The 26970-nt window shown below is 69.2% G+C and carries 22 protein-coding genes, 2 tRNA genes and 1 pseudogene; 15 read left to right on the plus strand and 10 right to left on the minus strand.

What is annotated here, in order from left to right; all coding sequences use genetic code 11:
- Nucleotides 1-20: 20 nt before the first annotated feature.
- Both tig and QA861_RS39465 read right to left on the minus strand, forming a co-directional pair.
- Nucleotides 21-1427 (minus strand): trigger factor, encoded by a 1407-nt coding sequence (gene tig / locus QA861_RS39460; RefSeq protein WP_334593645.1) that lies wholly within the window; start codon nucleotides 1425-1427, stop codon nucleotides 21-23.
- 213 nt (nucleotides 1428-1640) lie between these two features.
- Nucleotides 1641-1717: transfer RNA gene (locus QA861_RS39465), tRNA-Pro, on the minus strand.
- A 140-nt stretch (nucleotides 1718-1857) separates the two neighbouring features.
- On the opposite strand from QA861_RS39465, the gene QA861_RS39470 reads away from it, so the two are divergent.
- Nucleotides 1858-1928: transfer RNA gene (locus QA861_RS39470), tRNA-Gly, on the plus strand.
- 98 nt (nucleotides 1929-2026) lie between these two features.
- On the opposite strand, the gene QA861_RS39475 is transcribed toward QA861_RS39470, so the two are convergent.
- Together QA861_RS39475 and QA861_RS39480 are read right to left on the minus strand one after the other, a co-directional pair.
- A complete protein-coding gene (locus tag QA861_RS39475; protein ID WP_334593647.1) occupies nucleotides 2027-2221 on the minus strand; it encodes a hypothetical protein in 195 nt (64 codons plus the stop codon).
- 175 nt (nucleotides 2222-2396) lie between these two features.
- Nucleotides 2397-2900, minus strand: a complete 504-nt coding sequence (locus QA861_RS39480; protein ID WP_334593649.1) for an HD domain-containing protein — start codon at nucleotides 2898-2900, stop codon at nucleotides 2397-2399.
- A 143-nt stretch (nucleotides 2901-3043) separates the two neighbouring features.
- Here QA861_RS39480 and QA861_RS39485 point away from each other — a divergent pair, with 143 nt between their 5' ends.
- Complete coding sequence (locus QA861_RS39485) at nucleotides 3044-4279, plus strand: cation:proton antiporter (protein ID WP_334593651.1); 1236 nt, start codon at nucleotides 3044-3046, stop codon at nucleotides 4277-4279.
- Between the two features lie 19 nt (nucleotides 4280-4298).
- Here QA861_RS39485 and QA861_RS39490 read toward each other — a convergent pair whose 3' ends face one another.
- Entirely contained in the window at nucleotides 4299-5477 is a 1179-nt protein-coding gene (locus QA861_RS39490) for a SpoIIE family protein phosphatase (protein ID WP_334593652.1), read from the minus strand.
- A gap of 162 nt (nucleotides 5478-5639) precedes the next feature.
- On the opposite strand from QA861_RS39490, the gene QA861_RS39495 reads away from it, so the two are divergent.
- Nucleotides 5640-6890 carry a GNAT family N-acetyltransferase gene (locus QA861_RS39495; RefSeq protein ID WP_334593654.1) on the plus strand — a complete coding sequence of 417 codons (1251 nt, stop codon included), beginning with the start codon at nucleotides 5640-5642 and terminating at the stop codon, nucleotides 6888-6890.
- Nucleotides 6891-6935: 45 nt separating this feature from the next.
- Here QA861_RS39495 and QA861_RS39500 read toward each other — a convergent pair whose 3' ends face one another.
- The gene (locus QA861_RS39500) at nucleotides 6936-7745 is read right to left on the minus strand and encodes an Fpg/Nei family DNA glycosylase (protein ID WP_334593656.1); all 810 of its coding nucleotides are present in this window, start codon (nucleotides 7743-7745) and stop codon (nucleotides 6936-6938) included.
- A gap of 90 nt (nucleotides 7746-7835) precedes the next feature.
- Nucleotides 7836-8321, minus strand: a complete 486-nt coding sequence (locus tag QA861_RS39505) for a ribose-5-phosphate isomerase (RefSeq protein WP_334593657.1) — start codon at nucleotides 8319-8321, stop codon at nucleotides 7836-7838.
- Nucleotides 8322-8544: 223 nt separating this feature from the next.
- Between QA861_RS39505 and QA861_RS39510 the strand changes: the two genes are divergently transcribed.
- Nucleotides 8545-10011, plus strand: coding sequence for an amino acid permease (locus tag QA861_RS39510; protein ID WP_334593658.1), 1467 nt, complete (start codon nucleotides 8545-8547; stop codon nucleotides 10009-10011).
- A gap of 51 nt (nucleotides 10012-10062) precedes the next feature.
- Here QA861_RS39510 and QA861_RS39515 read toward each other — a convergent pair whose 3' ends face one another.
- Nucleotides 10063-12069: a protein kinase domain-containing protein gene (locus tag QA861_RS39515; protein ID WP_503461756.1), complete on the minus strand. Its 2007-nt coding sequence runs from the start codon at nucleotides 12067-12069 to the stop codon at nucleotides 10063-10065.
- 158 nt (nucleotides 12070-12227) lie between these two features.
- Between QA861_RS39515 and QA861_RS39520 the strand changes: the two genes are divergently transcribed.
- On the plus strand, nucleotides 12228-12953 hold the full coding sequence (locus QA861_RS39520; protein ID WP_334593660.1) for a hypothetical protein: 726 nt from the start codon (nucleotides 12228-12230) through the stop codon (nucleotides 12951-12953).
- A gap of 97 nt (nucleotides 12954-13050) precedes the next feature.
- Here the strand turns inward: QA861_RS39520 and QA861_RS39525 are convergent, their stop codons facing one another.
- On the minus strand, nucleotides 13051-13629 hold the full coding sequence (locus QA861_RS39525) for a biotin transporter BioY (RefSeq protein ID WP_334593661.1): 579 nt from the start codon (nucleotides 13627-13629) through the stop codon (nucleotides 13051-13053).
- Nucleotides 13630-14226: 597 nt separating this feature from the next.
- Here QA861_RS39525 and QA861_RS39530 point away from each other — a divergent pair.
- The 8 genes and pseudogenes from QA861_RS39530 to QA861_RS39565 all read left to right on the plus strand — a co-directional run bounded on the left by QA861_RS39530 (nucleotide 14227) and on the right by QA861_RS39565 (nucleotide 22068).
- Nucleotides 14227-15462 (plus strand): ROK family protein, encoded by a 1236-nt coding sequence (locus QA861_RS39530; protein WP_334593662.1) that lies wholly within the window; start codon nucleotides 14227-14229, stop codon nucleotides 15460-15462.
- Between the two features lie 257 nt (nucleotides 15463-15719).
- Nucleotides 15720-16784, plus strand: coding sequence for an ABC transporter substrate-binding protein (locus QA861_RS39535; RefSeq protein WP_334593664.1), 1065 nt, complete (start codon nucleotides 15720-15722; stop codon nucleotides 16782-16784).
- Nucleotides 16781-17686, plus strand: coding sequence for an ABC transporter permease (locus QA861_RS39540; RefSeq protein WP_334593665.1), 906 nt, complete (start codon nucleotides 16781-16783; stop codon nucleotides 17684-17686). Before QA861_RS39535 ends, QA861_RS39540 begins: the two co-directional genes overlap by 4 nt.
- Complete coding sequence (locus QA861_RS39545) at nucleotides 17662-18378, plus strand: ABC transporter ATP-binding protein (RefSeq protein ID WP_334593666.1); 717 nt, start codon at nucleotides 17662-17664, stop codon at nucleotides 18376-18378. The genes QA861_RS39540 and QA861_RS39545 overlap by 25 nt, the downstream gene beginning before the upstream one ends.
- Nucleotides 18379-18584: 206 nt before the next feature.
- Nucleotides 18585-19919 carry an LLM class flavin-dependent oxidoreductase gene (locus QA861_RS39550; protein ID WP_334593667.1) on the plus strand — a complete coding sequence of 445 codons (1335 nt, stop codon included), beginning with the start codon at nucleotides 18585-18587 and terminating at the stop codon, nucleotides 19917-19919.
- Between the two features lie 57 nt (nucleotides 19920-19976).
- The gene (locus QA861_RS39555) at nucleotides 19977-20885 is read left to right on the plus strand and encodes a TauD/TfdA dioxygenase family protein (RefSeq protein WP_334593668.1); all 909 of its coding nucleotides are present in this window, start codon (nucleotides 19977-19979) and stop codon (nucleotides 20883-20885) included.
- Nucleotides 20886-21002: 117 nt separating this feature from the next.
- Nucleotides 21003-21610, plus strand: a pseudogene (locus tag QA861_RS47325) (superoxide dismutase).
- Between the two features lie 206 nt (nucleotides 21611-21816).
- A complete protein-coding gene (locus tag QA861_RS39565) occupies nucleotides 21817-22068 on the plus strand; it encodes a hypothetical protein (RefSeq protein WP_334593669.1) in 252 nt (83 codons plus the stop codon).
- A 13-nt stretch (nucleotides 22069-22081) separates the two neighbouring features.
- Here the strand turns inward: QA861_RS39565 and QA861_RS39570 are convergent, their stop codons facing one another.
- On the minus strand, nucleotides 22082-22738 hold the full coding sequence (locus QA861_RS39570) for a mycothiol-dependent nitroreductase Rv2466c family protein (RefSeq protein WP_334593670.1): 657 nt from the start codon (nucleotides 22736-22738) through the stop codon (nucleotides 22082-22084).
- A gap of 136 nt (nucleotides 22739-22874) precedes the next feature.
- Between QA861_RS39570 and pepN the strand changes: the two genes are divergently transcribed.
- Both pepN and QA861_RS39580 read left to right on the plus strand, forming a co-directional pair.
- Nucleotides 22875-25466 (plus strand): aminopeptidase N, encoded by a 2592-nt coding sequence (pepN, locus tag QA861_RS39575; protein ID WP_334593671.1) that lies wholly within the window; start codon nucleotides 22875-22877, stop codon nucleotides 25464-25466.
- Nucleotides 25467-25838: 372 nt separating this feature from the next.
- The gene (locus tag QA861_RS39580) at nucleotides 25839-26909 is read left to right on the plus strand and encodes a hypothetical protein (protein ID WP_334593672.1); all 1071 of its coding nucleotides are present in this window, start codon (nucleotides 25839-25841) and stop codon (nucleotides 26907-26909) included.
- Nucleotides 26910-26970 lie beyond the last annotated feature (61 nt).

Raw genomic sequence — 26970 nt, forward strand, 5'->3', positions numbered from 1 at the left:
ATTCAGAGGTGCCGTGGCTGTCAGGCCTCGGGCTTCGCGTCGGGGGACTCCGTCTCGGCCTCGGCCTCGACGGCCGGGGTCTCCTCGGAGGTGGCCTCCGTGGTCTCGTCCTCTTCCTCGTCGTCGAGGTCGATGATCTCGCCGTTGGTGTCCTTGACCGTGGCGGCCTCGACGACGACCGCGAGGGCCTTGCCGCGGGCGACCTCGCCGACCAGCATCGGGACCTGGCCGCCCTCGACGACCGCCTGGGCGAACTGGTCGGGGGACATGCCGGAGGAGGCCGCGCGCCGCATGAGGTGCTCGGTGAGCTCCTCCTGGTTGACGTTCAGCTTCTCCTTGTTGACCAGCTCGTCGAGGACGAACTGCGTCTTGATGCCCTTGACCGCGGCTTCCTTGGTCTCGGTGTCGAACTCCTCGGCCGTCTTGCCCTGGATCTCGAGGTACTTCTCCAGGTCGAGACCCATCTGGCCGAGCTGGTGGTGCTCCAGGTTGTGCTTGCGGGTGTTGACCTCTTCCTCGAGAAGCTTCTCGGGGACGGGCACCTCGACGAGCTCCAGCAGCTTCTCCAGGACGCGCTCCTGGGCCTGCGTGGCCTGGTCGTACTGCTTCATGTTCTCGAGGCGCTTGCGGCTGTCCGCGCGGAGCTCCTCCAGGGTGTCGAACTCGGAGGCGAGCTGGGCGAACTCGTCGTCCAGGGCCGGGAGTTCGCGGGCGGCGACCTGGGTGACCTTGACGGTGACCTCGGCCTCCTTGCCGGCCGCGGAGCCGCCCTTGAGCTCGGAGGTGAAGGTGGCCTCGCCACCGGCCTCCACGCCCGTCACGGCCTCGTCGACGCCGTCCAGCAGCTCGCCGGAGCCGATGGTGTAGGACAGGCCGTTCGCGATGCCGTCCTCCAGCACCTCGCCGTCGACCTTGGCCTCCAGGTCCAGCGTCACGACGTCGCCGTCCTCGGCGGCACGCTCGACCGGGGAGGTGGAGGCGAAGCGCTCGCGCAGTTCCTCGACGGCCTTGTCGATGTCCTCGTCGCTCACCTCGATGGCGTCGACCTCGACCTCGATACCGGAGTAGTCCGGGATCTCGATGGTCGGGCGGACGTCGACCTCGGCGGTGAAGTTCAGCGTCTCGCCGTCCTTCAACTCCGTGATGTCGACCTCGGGCTGGCCCAGGACGTTGAGCTCGGCCTCGTTGACCGCTTCGGTGTAGAACTTCGGGAGCGCGTCGTTGACCGCCTCCTCCAGGACCGCACCGCGGCCGAACCGCTGGTCGATGATGCGCGCCGGGATCTTGCCCTTCCGGAAGCCCTTCACCGTGACCTGCTGGTTGATCTTCTTGTACGCCGCGTCGAGGCTGTCCTTGAGCTCCTCGAAGGGCACCTCGATGCTGAGCCGAACCCGGGTCGGGTTCAGGGTCTCCACGGCGCTCTTCACGGTTCGGTCTCCTTGGGGGCTGACTTCTTGGGGTTCTGCTGCGGGTTCTGCTGATTGTCCTGATGTCGGACGCGGCGGAGCCTCAGCGGATTCGCGGCCCTTGAGGGACGTAAACAACGCAGACACACGGGCGCGCAGTTTGCATACTAGCCGCAGCCGGTACACGCCCCAAAAGGCGATCTTGAAGATGATCCTGCCGATGGTCCGGCACGATGGTCGGGGTGGCGGGATTTGAACCCACGGCCTTCCGCTCCCAAAGCGGACGCGCTACCAAGCTGCGCCACACCCCGTCTGGTGCGACACGTAGGGTACATGCCCGCAGGCCGTGGGGTTGCCGCATTTCAGGACTGGAAACGCGGTGTGCGTCCAGGGGCCTTGAACCGCTACGATGGTTTCTGTGCCGCGGTCATCTGACCTGCGGCGCACCTGTGCGGGCGTAGCTCAATGGTAGAGCCCTAGTCTTCCAAACTAGCTACGCGGGTTCGATTCCCGTCGCCCGCTCTGTTCTTGCCGCCGGCCCGGTTCCCTGGAACCGGGCCGGTCGCGTTTCTCCCCGGCGGTCGGAGCCTGTGGCCGGACGGCCCGGCCGGGCAGCCTGGTCAGAACTGGATCTCGTTGATCGTGTTCGCTATCGAGTTCAGGAAGCGTTGGATGTCGTCCGCCATGCCGGTCGAGGCGAGGAAGAAGCCGAAGAGGATGGCGACGACCGCCGGACCCGCCTTGATCGTGCCTCCGCGGATCAGCACCACCAGGATGATTCCCAACATCAGCACCACTGACAACGAAATGGCCACACTGATCACACCCTATGGTCGGTTCGCACTACCGGCCCAGGGATGCTTTCCCTCGCACCCCCGCCAGATCCATCGTGCCACCAACGGGGCCGCCGTATGCGGCCGGTGACGCATCATCGGCCCCACCGGATCGTTTTGTCGCCATAGATAAACAAAGGACACAGAAATGTGTTCCTTATGGGTGCTTGGGATGATATTCACCTCCGTGGAGGCCGAGAAGCGTCCGCATCCTGGCGTATTTCCGGGCGAGGCGAGCGCGGGTCGGGTCGTCCAGTGCCGCCAGGCGGGCCGGGTCCGCGTTGTGCGCGAGGTCCGACTCCTTGACCAGCAGCGCGCCCGGGGTGTCGAGGATGCGCCGGGCGTACACCTCGGGAGCCTCCCCCGCGCGCTTGGTGACGGCCAGCACGATGTCCTTCGTACGGCGGGTCAACGCGGCCTCTTCCAGGTCACGTTCGGGCAGCACGTCGTCCTCCACGGCGTCGTGCAGCCAGGCCGCCGCGATCTGCTCGTCGTCGCCCCCACGCGCGCGTACGCCCTCCGCCACGGCCTGGAGGTGCTCCGCGTAGGGGCGGCCCGCCTTGTCCGTCTGCGCCGCGTGTGCGGCTCGGGCCATGGCCTCTACTTCGGCCAGGGTCAGGGGGGTTGGGGTGGTTGGGGGGTGCGCGTGGGTCTCGTTCATCTGCTCAGTCTGGAGCCCGGTGCCGGCCTCCGTCCGCTTCGGCGGGTCTTCGGAATCGTTTGGTAAAGTAAATATTGACGATTCCTTGACGCTATCTTGACTATGGAGGCGCGCTCATCGGACACGCGGACACTCTGATCGCCATGGGCGGCGCTTTTCTCGCCGCCGCGGTTCTCGCCCGGCTCGGCAGCCGGATCGGACTGCCCACCATCCCTCTGTTCATCCTGGCCGGGATCCTGCTCGGCCCGCACACACCCGGCGTCGTGCTGCTCTCCGACCCGCACGACATGGAGATGCTCTCGGCTCTCGGCCTGGTCCTGTTGCTCTTCTACCTCGGCCTCGAATTCCACCTGGACGACCTCAGGGCGGGTGGCCGCCGGATGGCCATGGCCGGGGGCCTGTACCTCGCGTTGAACGTCGGCGCCGGCCTGGGCTTCGGATTCGCCCTCGGGTGGGGCACCTCCGAGGCGTTGGTCCTCGCCGGGGTACTGGGCATCTCGTCGTCGGCCATCGTCACGAAGGTCCTGGTCGACACCGGCCGGCTGGGCAGTCCCGAGGCGAAGCCGATCCTCGGGATCATCGTCGTCGAGGATGTCTTCCTCCCGCTGTATCTCGCCGCGTTGCAGCCGATCCTGTCCGGGGCGGACTCGCTGGGCGCCGCTGTGCTGGACGGGGGCAAGGCGTTCGCGTTCCTGCTGCTGCTGGCCCTCGCGGCGCGGTTCGGTACGCGGGTGGTGAGCCGCCTGTTCGCCGTCGAGGACGACGAGTTGCTGGTGATCTCGTTCCTGGGCGCGGCGGTGTTCGTCGCCGGGGTGTCCGAGTGGTTCGGGGTCGCGGACGCGATCGGGGCGTTCATGGTGGGGCTGATGCTGGGGAGTACGACGTCCGGGGAGCGCATACGCAAGCTGGTACATCCGTTGCGGGACGCGTTCGGGGCGATGTTCTTCTTCGCGTTCGGGCTGTCGATCGATCCCGGGGATCTGCCCGTGGTGGTGTGGCCGGTGCTGGCCGCGGTGGCGGTGACGCTGGTGATGAACGTGCTGGCGGGGATGGGCGCGGGACGGGTGTACGGGTTCGAGACGCGGGGGGCCGCGGTCATCTCGACCACGTTGCTGGCCCGGGGGGAGTTCGCGTTGATTCTGGCGACGATGGCGGCGGGGGCGGGGCTGGACGCTCGGCTGTCGCCGTTCATCGCGGGGTATGTACTGGTACTGGCGGTGTGGGGGCCGTTGGCCGCGGGGTGGGTGCCTGGCTTTTTCGCCCCCGCCGCCCCTACCCGTCCCATCCTCGGGGGCTCCGCCCCCGAACCCCCGTATCGCGCTGAACGCGCTCGTCCTCAAACTCCCCCAGAGGGGGGACCCCCCAACAGGCTGAAATAGGGCGCTGGATCAGGCTGGATCAGATCGTCGCCTGGGCCGTGGGGCCCTCTCTGCAGACCAGGAGGAGGGCCCTGTCGTCGTTGACGTCCTTGGCGACCGCCTCGATGAGGTGCCAGGCCGCGCCGTGGAAGCCGCCGGCCACGTAGCGGTCGGCCTCGCCCGTCAGGCGGTCGATGCCCTCGACGATGTCCCGTTCCGACGTTTCGACCAGGCCGTCCGTGAACAGCATCAGGACGTCTCCTGGGCGCAGCGATCCCTTCACGGGGTCGAACTGGGCTCCGTCGTACACGCCCAACAGCGGTCCCTCCGCCGCCTTTTCCTCCCAGCGGCCGGTGCCCGCGCTGAGCTGGAGGCCCGGCGGGTGGCCGGCCGAGAAGATCTCGTAGTCGCCGGAGTCCAGGTCAAGGACCAGGTGGATCGAGGTCGCGAAGCCCTCGTCCCAGTCCTGGCGCAGGAGGTAGCCGTTCGCCGCCGGGAGGAAGGCGTGCGGCGGCAGTGAGCCCAGCAGACCGCCGAAGGCGCCGGACAGGAGCAGGGCTCGGGAGCCCGCGTCCATGCCCTTGCCGGAGACGTCCGTCAGGACGACCTCCATCGTGCGGCCCCCGTTCGTACGGGCCGCCACCACGAAGTCGCCCGAGAACGACTGGCCGCCCGCCGGACGCAGCGCCATCTCCCGGTGCCAGCCCTGCGGCAGCTGCGGCAACTTGCTCTGGACGCGGATGCGTTCACGCAGGTCGAAAAGCATCGTGCCGCCGCGCCGCCAGGGGACGCCCACTCTGCTGCGGAACTGGGCGATCAGCAGGCCGAAGAATCCGCAGGCCGCCACGACGAGGACCACACCGGGGGTGACCCTGGAGGGGCCCTCCGTGTACGGGCCCAGTTTCACCGACTCCACGATCAGTGCCGTCGCCGCCGCCGCGTACAGCCCCAGCAGGCTGGCCGGGCGCAGGAGGAGACCGCCGGCGACGATCGGGAGGACGAGCAGGGCCGGGGAGCACCACACCGAGTTGGCGAGGGTCATGGCCGCGATGACCGGGATCATGATGAGCAGACCGGCGAGCGCGATCCAGTCCGAACCGTCGCCCCGGAAGTAGTCCACGGCGGATCTGCGCAGGCCGGTGCGGACCCGGTGAGCCTGCTTCTTCAACCGGGCCGTGAACGTCTCGGCTTCCGCGCGCCGCTCTCGTCCTGCTGCCATTAGTTCGGGACCCTATCCATCGGACCAGCTGCTTGGCACGGGAGGTCCCACTTGTCCCCCGTCCGAGGTTCAACTTCACAGTGAAACCCACCGAGGGCCGGTCCGAGGCCCCGAGGGGAAAATTGCCTCGCTCGTCCCGCACTGCCCTGGTACTCATGGTCCATGACCACCTCCAGGACCTCCGTCACGACCGACTTGCGGGTGCTGCGGCCCGAAGACTGGGATCAGTGGTACAGCAACCTGCTCCGCGCCTTCGGTGGAGTGCCGGAGTCCGCCGAGGAGCAGGAGTTGTGGAAATCACTCACCGAGTACGACCGTTTCGTGGGCGCTTGGGACGGTGACGTGTGTGTGGGCAGTGCGGGTGCCTTCACTTTCCAGGTAACCGTACCGGGCGGCGCCTCCGTGAAGGCTGCCGGCGTCACGATGGTGGGCGTGGCCGGCACGCACCGTAGGCGCGGGGTGCTGACGTCGATGATGCGGCGGCAACTGGACGACGTACGGAGCTGGGGCGAGTCGCTGGCCGTGCTCACGGCGTCCGAGCCCGCCATCTACGGACGGTTCGGGTACGGCCAGGCCACCCAGTCGCTGAGCGTCGAGATCGACACCGTGCGGGTACGGCTGGAGGTGCCGGCCGGCGCCGATGACGTACGGCTGCGATATGCCGTACCGGCCGAAGCGCTTGATGTCTGCGAGGCGGTGTACGCGCGGCGGGTACCGGAGCGGCCCGGGATGCTGGCGCGGATGCCCGGCTGGGAGCGGGTCGTGGTGCTCGATCCGGAGAGCGAGCGGGGCGGGGCGTCGCCGCTGCAGTGCGTGGTCGCCGAACGGGGCGGGGACGTCGTGGGGTTCGCCCGGTTCCGGGTCAAGCCCGACTGGGATGTCACCGGTTCCCACAGCGCGGTCGTCGTCGAGGACTTGGAGGCGCTCGACGCCGCTTCCCAGGGCGCGTTGTGGCGGTTCCTGTTCGACGTCGACCTGACGTCGAAGATCGTCGCGCGCGGGCGGCCGGTCGAGGAGCCGTGGCATCACATGGTGACGGACATCCGGCGGTGCGGGCTGCGCAGGCGGGACGCGCTGTACGTGCGACTGGTGGACGTGGGGGCGGCGTTGGAGGATCGGACGTATCAGACGCCCGTAGATGTCGTGCTGGATGTCGAGGACGCGTTCTGTCCGTGGAACTCCGGGCGTTGGCGGCTGACGGGCGACGCCAAGGGAGCCGTGTGCCGGCGTACGGAGGACGCGGCTGATCTCGCCTTGTCCGTACGGGAGTTGGGAGCCGCCTATCTGGGCGGTGTGCCGTTGGCCGGGCTGGCGGCTGCCGGGCGGGTGCGGGAGATTCGGCAGGGGGCGTTGGCCGAGGCTTCTCTGGCGTTCGGGTCGGTGGTGGAGCCCTGGTTGTCCCACGGGTTCTGATCCATGGGTTACGAGTCCGGGGCTGGGTGCTTGCCTGGTCGCCCTTCAGGCTTGCTGGCAGGTGGGGCACCAGAAGAGGTTGCGGGCGGCGAGATCGGCGGTGCGGATCTCGCCGCCACAGAGGTGGCAGGGCAGGTTGGCCCTGCGGTAGACGTAGACCTCGCCGCCGTGGTCGTCGACGCGCGGCGGGCGGCCCATCGCCTCCGGGGTGTGTTCCGGGCGGACGGTGTCGATGCGGTTGTCGCGTACGCCGTCGCGCATGAGGGCGACCAGGTCGTTCCAGAGGGCGGCCCACTCGGCGGGCGTGATGTCTTTGCCGGGACGGTACGGGTCGATGCCGTGCCGGAACAGGACCTCGGCGCGGTAGACGTTGCCGACGCCCGCGATGAGTTTCTGGTCCATGAGCAGGGCGGCGATGGTCGTACGACTGCGGCTGACGCGGGCGTAGGCGGCCTGGTGGTCGGCGTCCGGGCGGAGGGGGTCGGGGCCCAGGCGGTCGTGTATCGCCTGCTTCTCGGTGTCCGTGATGAGCGCGCAGGTGGTGGGGCCCCGGAGGTCCACGTACGAGGTGCTGTTCGCGAGGCGCAGGCGGACCGTGTCCGTGGGAGGCGGGGCGGGGGCGTCGCCGAAGTTGACCTTGCCGAAGAGGCCCAGGTGGATGTGGACCCAGTCGGCTTCACGGAAGCGGAGGAAGAGGTGTTTGCCGTGGGCGTCGGCGGCGTTGAGGGGGGCGCCGGTGAGGAGGGCTGCCGCGGCGCTGAACTTGCCCTGCGGGCTGTTTACCGTGGCGGGTCTGCCCGCGAAGCGGGCGGCGTAGTCCTGGGCCAGCCGGTGGATCGTGTGCCCTTCCGGCACGGTGCGGGTTCCTTTCCTGTTTTTCTTGCCCACCCACCCGCCCGTCTCGGCCTGTCGAGGAGGCGCCCTCGTCCTCAGGCGCCGGACAGGCTAGGAGTGCGGGTGGTGTGCCGGGATTTCCGGGAGTTCGCCCGTCGTCTCGTACGCCGTCAGCATGTCGATGCGGCGGATGTGACGGGCGTCCTCCGAGAACGGCGTCGCCAGGAAGGTCTCCACGAACTTCGTCGCCTCGTCCTGCGTGTGCATGCGGGAGCCCACCGCGACCACGTTGGCGTTGTTGTGCTGGCGGCCCAGCGACGCGGTCTCCTCGCTCCAGGCCAGCGCCGCGCGCACGCCCTTCACCTTGTTCGCCGCGATCTGCTCGCCGTTGCCGGAACCGCCGATCACGATGCCGAGGGCGTCCGGGTCGGCCGCCGTGCGCTCCGCTGCGCGGAGGCAGAAGGGCGGGTAGTCGTCGACGGCGTCGTAGATGTGGGGGCCGCAGTCCACGGGGTCGTGGCCGGCCTCCTTGAGCCACTCGACGAGGTGGTTCTTGAGTTCGAAGCCCGCATGGTCGGAGCCGAGATACACGCGCATGGTCCGAGTGTGACATGTGTGTTTCGGGGAAGCAGCGCCGGGGGTTGATCCCGAAATCGCATGGCAATACCGCGAAACCTCAAGAAAACCTCAAGTAACGATCTGGATTCAAAGGTTCAGGAATCTCTTTGCCTCCGATTCACTGGACCGGATGTTCAACGCCGTCCCCACCGGCGCGCTCACCCGTTCACCCGGCTTCACCCGGCGCAAAGGAATTCCCCCCATGACCTCGCAGCCGAGCTCCTCCCCACCCTCCGGTCTTCAGGCCGGGCTCAAGAACCGGCATCTGTCGATGATCGCCATCGGCGGTGTCATCGGCGCCGGACTCTTCGTCGGGTCCAGCTCCGGTATCCGTACCGCCGGGCCGGGCATTCTTCTCTCGTACGCCCTCGTCGGCACGCTCGTCGTGCTGGTGATGCGGATGCTCGGCGAGATGTCCGCCGCCAATCCGACCTCCGGTTCGTTCTCCGCGCACGCCGACCGGGCGCTGGGGCGCTGGGCCGGGTTCTCCATCGGCTGGCTGTACTGGTTCTTCTGGGTCGTCGTGCTCGCCGTGGAGGCGACCGCCGGGGCCACCATTCTCGAAGGGTGGGTTCCCGCCGTACCGCAGTGGGCCTGGGCGCTCATCGTGATGATGGTGCTGACCGCGACCAACCTCGTCTCGGTCGGCTCCTACGGCGAGTTCGAGTTCTGGTTCGCCGGTATCAAGGTCGTCGCCATCAGCGCCTTCGTCATCATCGGCGCGCTCGCCGTGTTCGGCGTACTGCCCGGGGTCGACAGCGACAAGGCCGGGCTCGGCAATCTGACCGACCACGGCGGGTTCCTGCCCAACGGGCCCGGCGCCATCCTCACCGGCGTGCTGCTCGTCGTCTTCTCCTTCATGGGGAGCGAGATCGCCACGCTGGCCGCCGGGGAGTCCGAGGACCCGCAGCGGGCCGTCACCAAGTCCACCAACAGCATCATCTGGCGTGTCGGCGTCTTCTATCTCGGGTCGATCTTCGTCGTCGTCACCCTGCTGCCGTGGAACGACCCCTCGATCAAGGAGAAGGGCTCGTACGTCGCCGCCCTCGACTCCCTCGGGATCGCGCACGCCGGTCAGATCATGAACTTCATCGTGCTCACCTCGGTACTGTCCTGCCTCAACTCCGGGCTCTACACGGCCTCCCGCATGGCCTTCTCGCTCGGGCAGCGCGGTGACGCGCCCAAGGCGTTCGCGCGGACCACGTCCCGCGGTGTGCCGCTCGCGGCGATCGTCGCCTCGGTCGTCTTCGGCTTCGTCGCCGTCTTCTTCAACTACAGGTTCCCCGACTCGGTCTTCCTCTTCCTCGTCAACTCCTCAGGCGCCGTCGCCCTGTTCGTCTGGCTGGTCATCTGCTTCTCGCAGCTGCGCATGCGGAAGATCATCGAGCGCGAGTCCCCCGAGAAGCTCGTCGTGCGGATGTGGCTGTACCCGTATCTGACCTGGGCGACCGCCGCCCTCATCGTGTTCGTCCTCGGCTACATGCTCACCGACACCGAGCACGACGGCCGCGAGACCGTACTGCTCTCGTTGCTGGTGGCGGCCGTTGTGCTCGTCATCGCCGTCGTCCGGCAGAAGCGCGGGCATGGATCCGTGGTCGTCGGCGATGGCCGGGGCACGCGCGCCGTCGATGACGGCGACGATGTCGAGGACGTCATCAAGGTCGGCTAGGTCGGCCAGTCGGCTAGTTCAGCGGTGGCCCGCGTCGGGTGAAGGAGTCGTTCACAGCACTGTGAACGACTCCTTCACCCGTTCGTAGGTCCGTACCGCCTGCTCCTCGATCTCCTGGTGGTACCAGGTGCTGATCTGGTACGACTTCCCCTCCGCATCGAAGCCGAGCAGCCTGGCGTGCCAGGGGGTGCCGTCCAGGGTGAAGGTGTACTCCCAGACGACGGCCGGGTGATCCTGGTACGTCGTCTCCCCGAGGCTGATCTTCGTGTAGTCCTGGCCCTGGCGGGCGTCGTGTTCCGACTGCTCCCAGGTCTCCAGCAACTCGCCCCGCGCGAGTGAGGACTTGGCCAGCAGTTCCTGCCTGCCGTCGGGGGAGGTGTAGTGCACCTCGGCGCCCGTCTTCACGTCCCGACGCCAGCCCCTGGGTGTCGCCCACGCGTAGCCGCCCGCCTCCTCGTGCGCGCCGGGCGGCAGGCCGCGCGGGCGGAAGGTGCCCTCGACGGTGGGTTCGGGAGAGGCCTCGGTGGGGGTGGCGGTGGGGGTCTCGGTGGGGGTGGCGGACTGCGAGGGCGCGGACGATGCCGAAGTATCACGCGATGACCCGGGAGCCGCTGTGTTCCTGTCGTCGGGTGGGCCTGCCGTCGCTGCCAGGACCAGCCCCACCGCCGCCCCCACGGTGACCACCCCCGCGGCCAGCATGCCCATACGACGGCGACCGTGGCGCGGGGTCGTCGGCAGGGCAGCCGCGTGCTGCGGGCCGAATTGCGACGCCCGGTGCTGGGGGTGTTGTGCCGCCGGTCGCTTCTCCGTCAACGCCCGCGCCTGTGCTCGGATCAGTGAGACCCCGGCGCTGCGCGTCGGGATCGCCGAACCGGCCTCGGACCGTATCTCGGAGGGGACTTCGGTGGAGGCGTTGGATGTCTCGGGGGACGGGTTTCCCAGGACCGGGGTGGCGGTCGTACGCGCGGCCGGTACCGCGTCCCTGGGCGACGGAGGCTCGGGTTCCGGCGACTGCTCCCATGGCTGTCGCACAGCCCGTACGAGGGACGCGTCCAGGTATACGGGGGTCGGCGCATCCGTGGTCGTCCGTACGGGAGTCGGGGCCGTCGGTGGCCGCGTGTCCGGTGTCTCCGGTGCCTCAGGGGTCGCCGGTGCCTCAGGGGTCGCCGGGCCCCTCTCCTCCCTCCCCTCCTCCTGCTCCCCTTCCGAAGTCGGCTCCGGCTCCAAGAACGGCTCCGGGAACGCCACCGGCCTCAGTGCCCGCTCCACGTCCTCCAGTTCGGGCCTGGCCGACGGTTCCTTCTCCAGGAGGGCGGCCAGGGTGTCGTGCAGCGGGCCTGCGGTGGCCGGGAGTTCGGGATCCTCGTACAGGACCGCGTGCAGGGTGGACAGGGTGGTTTCGCGGGAGAACGGGGAGCGGCCTCCCAGCGCCGCGCAGAGTGTCGCGCCGAGGGACCACACGTCGGACGGCGGGCCCTGGTGCCGGCCCGACACACGCTCCGGCGCCATGTAGTCGGGGGATCCCACGAGCATCCCGACCATCGTGAGGGCCTTCCCGTCCTGGATGGCGGCGATACCGAAGTCGGTGAGGACGACCCGCCCCTCGCGTCGTTCCACGAGGACGTTGCCCGGTTTGATGTCGCGGTGCAGTACACCCCCGGCATGCACCTGGCGCAGCGCCGAGACCAGGCTGAGGCCGAGGCGAGCCGTGGCACCGGGGCCCAACGGGCCGTCCGTGACGAGAAGTTGTTCGAGGGAGCGGCCGTCCACCAGTTCCATGACGATCCACAGCCGCTCACCCTCGTCCACGACGTCGTACACCCGCACGACGTTCGGGTGGTCGATCCGGGCCGTCGCCCTGGCCTCTCGGAGCGTGCGTTCGCGACGGGTGCGGGTGTCCTCCGCGTCGAGTCCGTCGATGCGCATTTCCTTGACCGCCACCGGCCTGTCGAGCATTTCGTCGACGGCCCGCCACACCCGCCCCATTCCTCCCTGACCAATACTTTCGACCAGCCGATATCGGCCTGTCACCACCAGCCCCGGAAACCCGTCGCCCATATTCCCCGGCAATCCCCTGCACCCCCTCAACGCACGCCCCACCAGAACCACAATGGTCACACTTCGTGCCGTACCAGCATAGTGGCGAGAAATCTTGTGGTACCTCTTCATGGACTGCGAATTCAGGCGCGGTCCAGGGGGATCCAAGGGGGACGAACATGAGTTCTGGTCGCACGACGGTCATCGCGGGATCGCTGCTCACGGCATCTTTCTCGGCCGTGATGATCCTTTCCCTCACCGCCAGCGCGGATGACCAGGGGCCCGGAAGCAGCAAGGGGGGAAAGGCCGTTGACGCGGCACCGACAGGCGTCAAGCTGACCACACAGTTGCCCGAAAGTATTTCGGTCGACAACAGTTCGAAAGAAACGACGCTCACTGCCACCGTAAAGAACGAGGGGAGCACGGACAGCGGTGACATCAGGCTTTTGGTCGTGGGATTCGACGGCCTGACGGTCAAGAACGTTAAGGGCTGCTCGGAAATCGCCGAAGGAGATCTACCGGAGGGATCGAACAGCGGTTTCAGCTGCGCTGTCGGCAATCTCGCGGCCGGCAAGTCGACGTCGTACGACGTCGACGCGACGTTCGACCTGGGCAAGACCGGCAAGATCTGTCTGCCCGTCCAGACCGCCGACGGGTCGAAGACGTTCTGGCAGCAGGGCCCGGTCCCGTTCGGTACGACCAACCCGGCGCCGAACGCTCCGGCCACGCCGTTGCTGCTCGGTACCGACAACAAGCCGGTGGCGCCCGGCGGCGACGAACTGCCGAGGACCGGCCCCGCACGGGACCTGATCCCGCTCGGCGCGGTCGGCGCGGCGCTGCTGTCCGCCGGGACGGCGGGCATGTGGTGGTCGCGGCGGCGGCCTCAGCAGCAGCCGCAGGGGTGATCGCTGAGCCCTGATCGGTCAACGGGTGAGGGGAGGGAAGCGCGGAATCCGCGACGCTTCCCTCCCCTCACCCTCTCTTGGATCAGTCCTTGTCGACTCAGTCCTTGTCGACGAGCTTCCAGGCCGTCGGCAGGATGCCCATCGCCAGGGCCGCCTTCAGGGCGTCGCCGATCAGGAACGGTGTGAGGCCGGCGGCGATCGCCGCGCTCATGCTCATGTCGGCGGCCAGCGCGAGGTACGGGACGCCGATCGCGTAGATGATCGCCTCGCCGAGGAGCATCGCGCCCGCCATGCGCGGCATCGAACGGTCCGCGCCGCGGCGGGCCAGCGCGCCCACGGCGGCCGACGCGAGCAGCATGCCGAGGACGTAGCCGAAGGACACCGACGTGCCCGAGCCGCCCTCCGCGAACCACGGCACGCCCGCCAGACCGGCCAGGGCGTAGACGACGAGGGCGGCGAGGCCGCGGCCGGCGCCGAGCGCGGTGCCGACGAGGAGCGCGGCGAAGGTCTGCCCGGTCACCGGTACCGGTGAGCCGGGCACGGGGACGGCGATCTGGGCGGCGATCCCGGTGAGCGCGGCACCGCCGAGCACGAGCGCGGCGTCCCGGACGCGGGAGGCGGGGAGCAGGTCGGCGAGGACCTGGCCGGGGCGGGCGGGGGCGACGGCGGTTGCCATGGGGACTCCGCGAGGATGTGGGCGGCAAGGGACATCGCGACGCTATCCCAGCGCCCTCGGGCCGATCACCGTCAGCGCTCGACAAAGGGGGCGGCGGCGGTTTGGTGGGCTCCGGACAAACGGTGGGTGTTACACCCGGTACGGCGTGATGCCGGTCACGGTGGTGAGGTGGTGTGGGCTACGGAGGCACGCAGGGCGCCCTCTGTAGGGTTCCACCAATCGGGCTGGAGGACTGCCCCAGGCCGGCGCAGCGCCTGGCACCGCCCGGTGGCCGACTGGGCGTCCCCCTTCTCGGCGCCGACTGGTCACCGACCGGGCGCCGTGCGGAGGCGAGGCCGGGCGGGTGCCGTCTCGCCCGTCGGTCGCCGTCTGGGCAGGGGCAGGCCGTTTTGCTAGCTTCGAGTCATGGTCGCCCAGTCCCGGTACTTCTCGTCGCGTCGCTATGTCGACCTGCGACGCGTGGACACGGCCACCTGTCGCCGCCCCGGGTGAGGCGGCTCCGGCGCGTCTCGCTCCACAGGACTCCCTGGCCGTCACGGCCCCCCGAGTCCTCATGAGACGGCGCAGTGTCGGACCCGTTCCCCGAGGATGATCACCATGCCCCGTGCCTCGGCACCCACCCTTACTTCTCCCTCTCCCCCTCCCTCCCCCTCCGGCCCTTCCTCGCGGGTGCCTCGTGCCGCCGATTCCGATCGGCGCAGGACGAGTGCGAGTGTGGTCCTGCGGTCCGTGCTGGAGCACGGGCCCGTGGCGCGCAGCACCATCGCCCGGCTGACCGGGCTGTCGCCGGCGTCGGTGACGGACTACTGCGCGCGGTTCGCGGAACTCGGTCTGATCCGCGAGGAGGCCGCGCTCCGGCGGTCGAACGGGGTGGGGCGCCCGCACGTCCCCGTCGTCCTGGACGCCTCGCGGTTCGTGGTCGCCGGGGTCCATGTGGCCGTGCCGTACACGACGGTCGCACTGCTGGATCTGCGCGGCCGGGTGGTCGCCCGGCGTGAGCTGAAGCACGAGCGCACCGATCCGGGGTGGGTGCTGGCACGGGCCGCGGACGGGCTGAGGTCGCTGCTGGACGACATGCCCGGCTGCCGGGCCCTCGGTGTCGGTGTGGCGGTGGGCGGTTGGGTGGACCGGGGGTCCGGGACCGTCGTCGAGCACCCTCTGCTGGGCTGGCGGGACGTGGCCGTGCGGGAGGTGCTCGGTGCCCGCACCGGGCTGCCCGTCCATGTGGACGGTCACGCGCGGGCGTTGGTCAACGCGGAGCGGCTGTTCGGGTCGGCGCGGGGCAGCGGGAGCGTGCTGCATCTGTTCGTCGGCAACATGGTCGACGCGGCGTTCGCGACCAACGACGAGGTGCACCATGGGCCGCGCTCCCGGGCCGGCGACATCGCCCATCTGCCGGTGCCGGGAGGTACGGAGGTCTGCGAGTGCGGGCGTACGGGCTGCCTGCAGGCCGAGTTGAGCGAGCGGACGCTGTGCCGGCGGGCCCGGGAGGCGGGCATCGGCACGGGCACGAACCCCATGCATGTGGTCGCGGCGGCGGCCGGGGGTGATCCGGTCGCCGTGGGGTTGCTGGTGCGGCGGGCAGGTGCCGTGGGGCGGGCGGCGCGGCTGCTGCTCGACGTACTGAATCCGGAGACGGTGGTGGTGACCGAGATCGGGGTCATTCACCGCGAGGACTGCCTCGCCGCATTGCGCGAAGGGGTCGGCGCAGATCGCGCGGCCTCTGTCGTGCCGACGAGTTTTCCGGATTCCGTACTCGCCGTGGCGGGTGGTTCGGTGGCACTCGACGTGGTGTACCGGGATCCGCTGGCCACTTCACCTCAGGGTATTTAATTCAGAAACTCCGAATGTTGACAGGGGGCACGTATGACCGGGAACATGCTGTTCATGAGCCCGTTCGTGAGCTGTCGCACCCTTTGTTGCTGACACGTCGCCGTTGTTGCTGACACGTTGCCGCGTGTGAAGTGCTCATTTCTTTCTGCGCAAGGCTGCGCTCCCTGTTCTTTCTTTGCGTGAATTCTGTTTTTCGGGCCGCTTCGCGCCTTGAATTCCGCATGCGTTTCTGCCTTCCGAACTCACGGAGTCCTCCCATGCCTTCTTCTCCCGTGCCGGGTGTCGACCGACGGCTCTTTCTCACGTCCCTGTTCGGCGCCGCCGCCGGCGTCGCCGGGTTGAGCGGCTGCGCCGCGAGCGCCTCCGCCGACGCCAAGGGCGCCTCGACCGCCCCGCTCGCCGACAGGGTTCCGGCCGGTACGAGCCTGAAGATCTCCTCGTATCTGGGCACCCAGCAACTCCAGTTGAAGTTGGGCAAGTTGGGTGACCTGCCGTTCAAGGTGTCGACGTGGGCGAACATCGGCGCAGGTCCCGACGTCATCAACGCCTTCCGTGCGGGCTCCCTCGACGTCGCCAACAACGCGGGCATCCCGCCGATCCAGGCGCACTACCAGGGCTACGACACGAAGATCGTCGCGATCAACGTCACCCGTAAGCCGAACTACCTCTTCGCCACCAAGCCCGGCAGCGACATCCGCACGGTCGCGGACTTCCGGGGCAGGAAACTCGCCTTCTCGCAGGGGCAGGCTCAGGGAGTCGTCCTCCTGCGGGCGCTGAAGCAGGCCGGGCTCGCGTACGACGAGGTCACGCTCGTCCCGCTGACCAGCAACCAGTTCTTCACCGCCCTGCAGTCGGGCCAGGTGGACATCGCACCGCTGGCCAACAGCCAGGCACCCGCGTATCTGCAGCAGTACGGCCCCAAGGGCGCCCACGCCATCGAGACGGACGTGGTCGACCTGCTCAACCTGCTGTGGGCGCCGGTCTCCGTGCTGAACGACTCCGCGAAGGCCGCCGCGATCGCCGCGTACATCCCGTACTGGGCGAAGGGCCAGGTGTGGGCGTACGAGAACCCCGACAGCTGGAACGAGGAGTTCTACGTGAAGACGCAGAACCTGACCCTCCCCCAGGCGCAGGCGATCACGAAGCTCGCCAACAAGCCTCTTCTCCCGCCGAGTTGGGCCGAGGCCATCAAGTGGGAGCAGGAGACCGCGGATCTGCTCGCGGAGGGCGGCTTCGTGGAGAAGTTCGACGTGAGTTCGCTCTTCGACCATCGCTTCGAGGGCATCGCGGCGAAGTCCGTGACCGCGGAGTACCGGAGGTGACCGCCGTGACCACGACAACGTCAGCGACCGCATCAGCGACAACCTCCACGTCCGCGTCTACGTCCACGACCAAGACCTCGGCCGTATCCGTCGCCGCCGGCGGAGAGCGTTCACAGGTCCGGCGGCGGCGTCGGCTCTCCCCCGGCAGGCGTCTGCCCGCCGCCCAGCTCATCGGTCCCGTCCTCGTCATCGCCCTGTGGGCCGTGGCCTCCGCCGCCGGACAGCTCGACCCGGCCGCGGTCCCGGCACCCTGGACCGTGCTGCGGACCGGCGTCCATCTGTGGACCGAGGGGACCCTCCCCGAGGACATCCTGACCTCGCTGCGGCGGGCCGCCTCCGGCTTCGCGATCGGCCTGACCGCAGGCATCGTCCTCGCCCTGGCGGCCGGGCTCAGCAGGGTCGGCGAGGCCCTGATCGACGGGACGGTGCAGCTCAACCGGGCGATCCCGACGCTGGGTCTGATCCCGCTGTTCATCCTCTGGCTGGGCATCGGCGAGACGTTCAAGATCGCGATCATCGCCATCGTCGTCTACATCCCGATCTATCTGAACACGCATGCCGCGCTGGCCGGCATCGACAGCCGCTTCGTCGAACTCGCCGAGGTACAGGGCCTGTCGAGGCTCCAGTTCGTCCGGCAGATCGTCATTCCCGGCGCGTTGCCCGGCTTCTTCGTCGGCCTGCGGCTCGGGGTCACCGGTTCCTGGCTGGGGCTGGTCGTCCTGGAGCAGATCAACGCCACCAACGGGCTCGGCTATCTGATGTTCCAGGCCCAGAACTACGGCCAGAGCGACGTCATCCTCGTCGGCCTCGCCGTCTACGGCATCTTCGGCCTGGTGTCCGACAGCGCGGTCCGTCTCATCGAACGGAGGGTGCTGTCATGGCGACGCACGCTGAGCAACTGACCCGGCCCGCCGTCCGACTCCGGGGTCTGACCCGGTCGTTCGGGGGACGCACAGTCCTCGACGGCATCGACCTCGACATCCCGGCCGGGCAGTTCACGGCCCTGCTCGGGCACAGCGGCTCCGGCAAGAGCACCTTGCTACGGGCGGTCGCGGGCCTCGATCACGAGGTCGAGGGCAGCGGGCGACTCAGCGCCCCCGAGCGGGTGTCGGTGGTCTTCCAGGACTCGCGCCTGCTGCCCTGGCGGCGGGTGCTGGGCAACGTACTGCTGGGGACGGACGGCAAAGAGGCGGCGGCGAAGGGCCGGGAGGCTCTCGCCGAGGTCGGCCTGAAGGGCCGCGAACGCGCCTGGCCCAGCGAGTTGTCCGGCGGCGAGGCGCAGCGGGCCGCGCTGGCCCGGTCGTTGGTCCGGGAGCCCGAACTGCTGCTTGCCGATGAGCCGTTCGGTGCGTTGGACGCGCTCACGCGGATCAGGATGCACGGTCTGCTGAGGGAGCTGTGGGAGCGGCACCGGCCGTCCGTTCTCCTCGTCACGCACGACGTGGACGAGGCGGTCGCTCTCGCCGAGCGGGTGCTGGTGCTGGAGGAGGGGCGGATCGGTCTCGATCTGGCGATCGACCGTGAGGTGGCGGCTCGCGGTGAGTACAGGGGTTTGTTGCTCGGTGCGTTGGGTGTGACGGCGGATGTCCAGTGAGCGTCGGTGGGGGTGACCGTCCGCTGGGGGCTGCCGCCCCCAGGCCCCCGCTTCGGCCCTGAAGGGGCCTCGTCCTCAAGCTCCCCCAGAGGGGGGACCCCCAACGGGCTGAATGTGACTGGGCCCGCGTCGGGAGGCACCGCACGGACCGGGACGAGATGCCCGGACCGGCGACGAAAAAGCCGTTTCAAGCAAAGGAAACACCCATGACCCGTCTCCTCCACCTCAACGCCTTCCTCATGAACACTGGTCACCACGAGGCCTCGTGGCGGCTTCCCGAGAGTGATCCGTACGCCCATGTCGAGCTGGACCACTATGTGCGGCTCGCCCGGACCGCCGAACGGGGCACCTTCGATTCGCTGTTCCTCGCCGACGGGCCGCAGTTGTGGGGCAACCTGGCCCAGCGTCCCGCGGGTTCGCTGGAGCCGCTCACCCTGCTGACGGCCCTGGCGACGGCGACCAAGCACATCGGGCTGATCGCCACCGCCTCCACGTCGTACAACTCGCCCTACAACCTGGCCCGGAAGTTCGCCTCGCTCGACATCATCAGCGGTGGCCGGGCGGGCTGGAACATCGTCACCACCGCTGGTGCCGAGGCCGCCCGTAACTTCGGGCTCGACGCGGAGCCCGCCCATGCCCAGCGGTACGCCCGGGCCGCCGAGTTCCTCGATGTCGCCCTCAAGCTCTGGGACAGCTGGGAGGACGACGCGATCGTCGGCGACAAGGCTTCCGGCGTCTGGGGCGACGACGCGAAGGTCCATCCGCCGCGCCACCGGGGGACGTACTTCAGCGTCGAGGGCGCCCTCAACGTGCCGCGTTCGCCGCAGGGTTACCCGCTGCTGGTGCAGGCGGGGTCCAGCGAGGACGGCAAGGCGTTCGCGGCCCGGTACGCGGAAGCCGTGTTCACCGCCCAGCAGACCGTCGAGGACGCGCAGGCCTTCTACGCCGACCTCAAGTCCCGTACGGCGGCGGCCGGTCGCGACCCCGACCACATCAAGGTGCTGCCCGGCATCGTCCCGGTGCTCGGCTCCACGGAGGCGGAGGCACTGGCGAACGAGCAGGTCCTGGAGGACCACATCGTGTACACGCACGGCGTGGACCGCCTGGAGAGTCTGCTGCAACTGCCCGGCGGGACCCTGGAGTTGGATGGCCCGCTGCCGGCGGATCTGCCGCCCGAGAGCGCGATCGAGGGCGCCAGGAGCCGCTACACGCTCGTCGTCGAGCTGGCCAGGCGCGAGCGTCTCACCGTACGACAGCTCATCGGACGGCTCGGCGGCGGGCGCGGGCATCTCACCTTCGCCGGTACGCCCGAGCAGGTCGCCGATGAGATCGAGACCTGGTTCACCCGGGGTGCCGCCGACGGTTTCAACATCATGCCCGCCGTGCTGCCCTCCGGTCTCGACGCGTTCGTCGACCACGTCGTCCCGATCCTGCGCGCCCGCGGTCTGCTCCGCCGCGAGTACGGGCCCCGCCGCACCCTCCGCGAGACGTACGGCCTCCCGCGCCCCGCGAACCAGTACGCCACGCCCGCTCTCGTCTGAAGCCAGGGCCCTCGAACCGGTCGACCCCGCCGTCCTCATCCCCGAAAGGATCCGCACATGTCCGGCATCGAAATCCAGAAGGTCACCGCGAACATCGGCGCCCGGGTGTCCGGCGTGGACATCTCCAAGCCACTCGACGAGGACCAGGTCGCCGCCCTCCGGGAGGCACTGGGCGTCCACAAGGCCCTGGTCTTCGACGACGTGAACCTCGACGACGAGGGCCAGCAGGCCTTCGTCCGCCACTTCGGCGAACTGACCACAGCCCATCCGACCGTGCCGTCCGTCGACGGCGCCGCGAACGTCCTGCCCGTCGACAGCGAGCGGGGCCGCGCCGCCAACCACTGGCACACGGACGTCACCTTCGTCCTCAACCCGCCGCAGGCCAGCACCCTGCGCAGCATCACGGTCCCGCCGTACGGCGGCGAGACCCTGATCGCCAGTTCGGCCGCCGCCTACCGTGATCTGCCGGAACCCCTGCGGAAGTTGGCCGACAACCTGTGGGCCGAACACACCAACGACTACGACTACGCGGTGCCGGACGAGACCCTCGACGAGGAACTGGCCGCCCAGCGCGCCCAGTTCACGTCCATCACGTTCCGCACGGCCCACCCGGTCGTCCGCGTCCACCCCCTGACCGGCGAACGCGGGCTGTTCATCGGCGGGTTCGCGCAGCGGATCGTCGGTCTGCCGGTCGCCGAGTCCCGCAAGATCCTGGATCTGCTGCAGGCGTATGTCACCCGCCCGGAGAACGTCCTGCGCCACCGCTGGTCGCCGAACCAGCTCGTCCTCTTCGACAACCGCATCACCCAGCACTACGCCGTCGACAACTACAACGGCCTGCCGCGCCGCCTGCACCGGGTGACCATCGCCGGTGACATCCCGCTCGGCATCGAGGGCAAGGAGAGCTACTCGATCGCGGGTGACGCCTCGCACTACACGTCGGTCGCCACTGTCGCCCAGTCGTAGGCCCCCGTCCCCTGCGCTTCTCCCGAAAAAAGACCCTCGCGCCCTGCACGCGAGGGTCTTTTTGTTGCTAGTGTGCACTTGCAAGTAATATGCAATAAGAGGTCGAGGGGACCCCGCATGCCCGTCTACACGTTCCCTGAGCTGCCGTACGACTACTCCGCGCTCATTCACTCCGAGGGATGGCTTCACGCCGGACCCGCTCTTGCCGACCGTCGGCCCCGTATCGTTCAGCGCAGCAGGTCCAAGACCTGCCCGGCGGCCGGGAGGGTCGTCGACAGACGGACTTGAGCGCCGCCGAACTCCCCGGAGCGATCCAAAGGAGAGTCTCCGACTTTCGGGTCGGAGAGAACTCCAATGGCACAACATGACGGGGAAGCCCCCGGGCGGCGAGCCGGAGAACATGAACCCTCGGCTTTTTCGCCGCGCCCACAACCCAGTTCCCCAAGGCCGCCGCCACCCAGGGTTCGGGCTGGGGCGCCCTCGCCCACGAGCCGCTCAGCGGACGGCTGATCGTCGAGCAGGTCTACGACCATCAGGGCAACGCCGGCCAGGGTTCCGTGCCGATCCTGGTCTTCGACGCCTGGGAGCACGCCTTCTATCTCCGGTACCGGAACCAGAAGGTCGACTTCATCGACGCGATGTGGGCCGTCGTCAACTGGCAGGACGTGGCCCGGCGATACGCGGCCGCCAAGTCCCGTACAGATGTACTGCTGTTGGCGCCCTGAGCAGACCGCGCACACAACGCCTTCAGCTGTGAAGCGTCCTGCCTCGTGATCGTCTTCTCACCGAACGCGACGGCAGGCGAATGACGGGCGGCCCCCGCGAGGACATGACTCGCGGGGGCCGCCCCATTCCCTAGGCCTCTGCGCGGACCTACTCTCATGGGTCCGGGACATCAGTCCACCGGAGCCCGCCACACCGGGAGGATCACATGCTGTCGATGCGGTGCGTGAACTGCGCAGGCACGGTCCAGGATTTCCGCAGGCTCACCGACGCGGAGAAGACGTACGTCGAGGGGCAGAAGCCGAAACACACCCGCCTGGGCGCCTACTACCGCTGCACCCGCGACGGCTGCCTGCGCTTCCAGCGGTGGGGGAACCACAAGGACGGAGGCTCCTTCCCCAAGCCGGAGGCCGAGGCTCCCGACAAGAACTCCGAACTGGAAGCCAAGGCCAAAGGCTGAAGGGCCGGTCGCCCTACAGGTTGCTGAAGTCCGGGCCCGCCGTCCGCGAGCGCTTGATCTCGTAGAACCCGGGGACCGAGGCGACCAGGAGAGTGCCGTCCCACAGCTTGGCGGCCTCCTCGCCCTTGGGAGCCGGGGTGACGACCGGGCCGAAGAAGGCGATCTGCTCGCCGTCGGCGCCGGGGACCGCGATCACCGGGGTGCCGACGTCCTGGCCGACCTTGCTGATGCCCTCCTTGTGGGAGGCGCGCAGCTCGGCGTCGAACTCGAAGTCCTGCTGCTCGGCGTAGTCGATCAGGTCGGCGGGCAGGCCGACGTCGGCCAGGGCGCCGGCGATCGCCTCAAGGGTCGGCCCCTCGCCACCGTTGTGGATGCGCGTGCCCATGGCCGTGTAGAGGGGGCCGAGGACGTCGGCGCCGTGCTTCTGCCAGGCCGCCGTCACGACCTTCACCGGCTGCCAGGCCTTCACCGCGAGCATCTCGCGGTACTCGTCGGGCAGCTCGTCGAGCTTGTCCTCGTTGAGCACGGCCAGGCTCATGATGTGCCAGCTGACCTCGATGTCACGGACCTTCTCCACCTCCAGGACCCACCGGGAGGTCATCCAGGCCCAGGGACAGAGCGGGTCGAACCAGAAGTCGACGGGGGTCTTGGTCGAACTCGTCTCGGACATGGGTCTCCTAGAGAAGATGCGCTTTCAAGGGGCAACGCATCCGCGCCACCGTCGCATTCCCGGGTGCTCGGTGTCAGTGGTGCGTGACAGGATCGGTGCTGGTCGGCCGTACTGATGACAATCGAGGGAGTGCTCCGTGCCCGGTGAGAATCTGTCCCGAGACGAGGCCCGGGAGCGGGCCGCACTGCTGTCCGTCGACGGGTACGAGGTGTTCCTCGACGTGCGGTCCGCCCTGGGCGACACAGGTAGTGGCAGTGGGGCGGGCGGGGCTCGGACCTTTCGGTCCGTGACCACGATCCGGTTCCGGTGCGCGGAGCCCGGTGCCGCCAGCTTCGCGGATCTTGTCGCGCCCAGTGTGACCGCCGTCTCCCTCAACGGCCGGGATCTCGACCCGGGGGCCGTCTTCGACGGCACGCGCATCCTGCTGGAGGACCTCGCCGCGGACAACGAGCTGGTCGTCGACGCCCAGTGCGCCTACTCCCGCACCGGCGAGGGCCTGCACCGCTTCGTCGACCCCGAGGACGGCGAGGTGTACCTGTACACGCAGTACGAGCCCGCCGACTCCCGCCGCGTCTTCGCCAACTTCGAACAGCCCGACCTGAAGGCCCCCTTCCGCTTCGAGGTGCGGACGCCGGAGGAATGGGTCGCGTGGAGCAACGGAGTCGGGGAGCTCGTCGACGGGGTGTGGCGGTTCGCCGAGACCAAGCCCATCTCCACCTACATCACCGCCATCCTCGCGGGGCCCTACCACTACGTCACCGACTCGTACTCCCGTACGTTCGCCGACGGTACGACCCTCGACATCCCCCTCGGCGCCATGTGCCGCAAGGGTCTCGCCCCCTACTTCGACTCCGACGACGTCTTCCTCGTCACCAAACAGGGGCTGGACTTCTTCCACGACCACTTCGACTACCCGTATCCCTTCGGGAAGTACGACCAGGCGTTCGTGCCCGAGTACAACCTCGGCGCGATGGAGAACCCGGGGCTGGTCACCTTCCGCGAGGAGTTCATCTTCCGCGGGAAGGTGACACAGGCGGCGTACGAGCGGCGGGCGAACGTCGTCCTGCACGAGATGGCCCACATGTGGTTCGGCGACCTCGTCACCATGGAGTGGTGGGACGACCTGTGGCTCAAGGAGTCCTTCGCCGACTTCATGGGCTCCTTCTCGCTCGTCGAGGCGACCCGTTTCACCAGCGGCTGGGTCACCTTCGCCAACAACCGCAAGGCCTGGGCCTATCGCGCCGACCAGCTCCCCTCCACGCACCCCGTCACGGCCGACATCCGCGACCTGGAGGACGCCAAGCTCAACTTCGACGGCATCACGTACGCCAAGGGCGCCTCCGTGCTCAAGCAGCTCGTCGCCTACGTGGGGCCGGAGGCGTTCCTCGAAGGTGCGCGGCGGTACTTCAAGCGGCACGCGTACGGCAACACGCGCCTCGGCGATCTGCTGTCCGTGCTGGAGGAGACCAGCGGGCGGGACATGGCGTCCTGGTCGCGGGCGTGGCTGCAGACCGCCGGGGTCAACTCCCTCACCCCCGCTGTGCTGTTGAACGCGGACGGGCTGATCACCGAGCTGGCCGTGATCCAGGAGGCCGCCGAGTCTCACCCTGAACTGCGGCCCCATCGGGTGGCCGTCGGCCTCTACCGGCGTTCGCCGGACGGGGTGCTGGAGCGGTACGCGCGTGCCGAGGTCGATGTCGACGGGCCCCGCACCGTCGTCGGTGAGCTGGTCGGGAGCGAGGCGCCCGACCTCGTGCTCGTCAACGACGACGACCTGACGTACTGCAAGATCCGGTTCGACGAGGGCTCGTTGGCGACGCTGCGGGCGCATCTCGGGGAGATCACCGACCCGCTCGCCCGCGCCCTGTGCTGGTCCGCGCTGTGGAACCTGACGCGGGACGCGTTGATGCCGGCCCGGGACTTCGTCGACCTGGTGCTGCGGTTCGCGGGGCGCGAGTCGGACATCGGCGTGCTGCAGATGCTGCACGCGTGGGCGGGCTCCGCGCTCACCCACTACGCGGCCCCCGAGTGGCGGGCGGCCGGTGAACGTCTGCTCGCCGAGGGCGCGTTGAAGGAACTGCGGCTCGCCGAACCGGGCAGCCAGCACCAGTTGACGTGGGCCCGCTTCTTCGCGGCCGTGGCGTCGAGCGAGGCCCATCTCCAGTTGCTCCAGGGGCTGCTGGAGGGCACGGCGAAGATCGACGGCCTCGACGTCGACCAGGAGCTGCGGTGGGCGTTCCTGGAACCGCTCACCTCGCACGGCGTCGCCGACGAGAAGGCCCTCGCGGCCGAACTCGCCCGCGACGACACGGCGTCCGGCAAGCGCCACCAGGTGCGCTGTCTCGCCGGCCGCCCCTCAGCCGCCGTCAAGGCGCAGGCGTGGGCCCAGGTCGTCGAGTCGGACGCGCTGTCCAACGCCCTCGTCGAGGCCACCATCTCGGGCTTCGTGCAGGGTTCACAGCGGCAGCTTCTCGCGCCGTACGCGGAGAGGTACTTCGAGGTGATCGAGCGGACGTGGGCCGACCGCTCGATCCAGATCGGGATGGATGTCGTACGGGGCCTGTTCCCGTCCCTCCAGGACTCACCGGAGACCCTGGCGGCGACGGACACCTGGCTGACGACCCACGCGGACGCGGCGCCGGCCCTGCGGCGCCTTGTCCTGGAGTCCCGGGACGACCTGGCACGGGCGCTGCGGGCGCAGGCGTGCGACGGCCTCGCGGCGCGGTAGGGGGCGAGCTGGGTGCGTTGTCGGGTGCGGGCCCGATGGGGCTTCTCGCGCAGTTCCCCGCGCCCCTAAAAGACACGGCCCCTGCGGGCCGAAAAGCACGGGGCGCAGCCCCTGCTTTTCAGGGGCGCGGGGAACTGCGCGACCAGCCCCCACCGGGCCCGCACCCGACAACGCACCGAACCACCTCTCCGCCGGGTGACTTGGCCGCCGGACCCACCGTTACCGAACCCGGGCACCCCACCCCGTAACCCCCGGAGGGACCAGCGTCTTTCGGCACTCGAACGCTTGCACTTTAGGGCGAGCTTGTCCGGAATTGTCGACGGGCCTGTAACAGCGGTTAGGGGGCGGATCGGACACGGGAAAGTCGGAGTCATGACCCACAACACCCCGCTCTCCCCGAGCACCCGCCCCCTCCGCCACCTGGCCCACGTACAGCGCCGGGTACTGACCACCGCGCAACTGCGGGCGAACGGCGTCGCGCCCGCCGAGGCGAACGAGCAGTGCCGGTCCGGCGGACCCTGGCAGCAGATCCTGCCCGGCGTGTTCCTGCTGCACCCGGGCCCGCCCACCAGCGAGGAGCGGCTGCACGCGGCACTCCTGTACGCGGCGAAGGAGCGTACGGCGACCGGGATTCCGGCGCAGCCCGACTCCGAGGAGCCCTACCGGGAGCGAGGCCGCCCGGTCTACGCCGAGGCCATGGTCACCGGCCTCGCCGCGCTCGCCCTGCACGGCTTCTCGTCCGCACCCCCGCTGCTGTCCCTCGACACCATCGACGTCCTGGTCCCCCGGCTGCGCCGGCTCCGCTCCACGGGCTGCGTCCGCATCGTCCGCTCCTCGGCCCTGCCCACACCCGAGCTGATCGACGGGCTCCCGGTCGCCCCGGTCCCCCGAGCCCTCGCCGACGCGGTGGCCGGACTCACGGACGCGGACGCCGTACGCCGGCTGCTGACCGACGCCGTGCGCGCCGGTCACTGTGAACCGGCCGCGGTGGTACGGGAGTTGAACCAGGGGCGACTGCTGAGCCGACCGCATGTCGTGGACGCCGTCGACTCCCTGCTCGCGGAGGGCCGGGCGATCGCGGAGGACCGGCTGTACCGGATGGTCCGCGAACACCGCCTCCCGGAACCGGTCTGGAACGTCGATCTGCGTCTGCCGGGCGGCCCGTGCCTCGGTGGCCTCGACGCCTACTGGCCCGACCAGGCGGTGGCGGTGGAGCTCGACACACGCGCCCCGCGCCCGGGCCACCGGCAGGAGGACGACGCGCTCTGGTCGGAGTACGCCCGCAAGCGGGAACATCTGGAGCGGCTGGGCATCACGGTCGTCCACATCACGCCCCGCAAGCTGCGCGAGGCGATCGAGCAGCAGGCAACTGTCGTACGCACGGCTCTGATGGCGTCGGGGGACCGCGAGCCGGCGGCGTATGTCGTGGTTCTGCCGAGGTAGTGACGGACCCGGCAGCACCAGGCGAACACGAGGAGGGGCCGCCGGGTGACCGGGGGCCCCT

It is taken from the genome of Streptomyces sp. B21-083, from assembly GCF_036898825.1.
Lineage (GTDB): Bacteria > Actinomycetota > Actinomycetes > Streptomycetales > Streptomycetaceae > Streptomyces.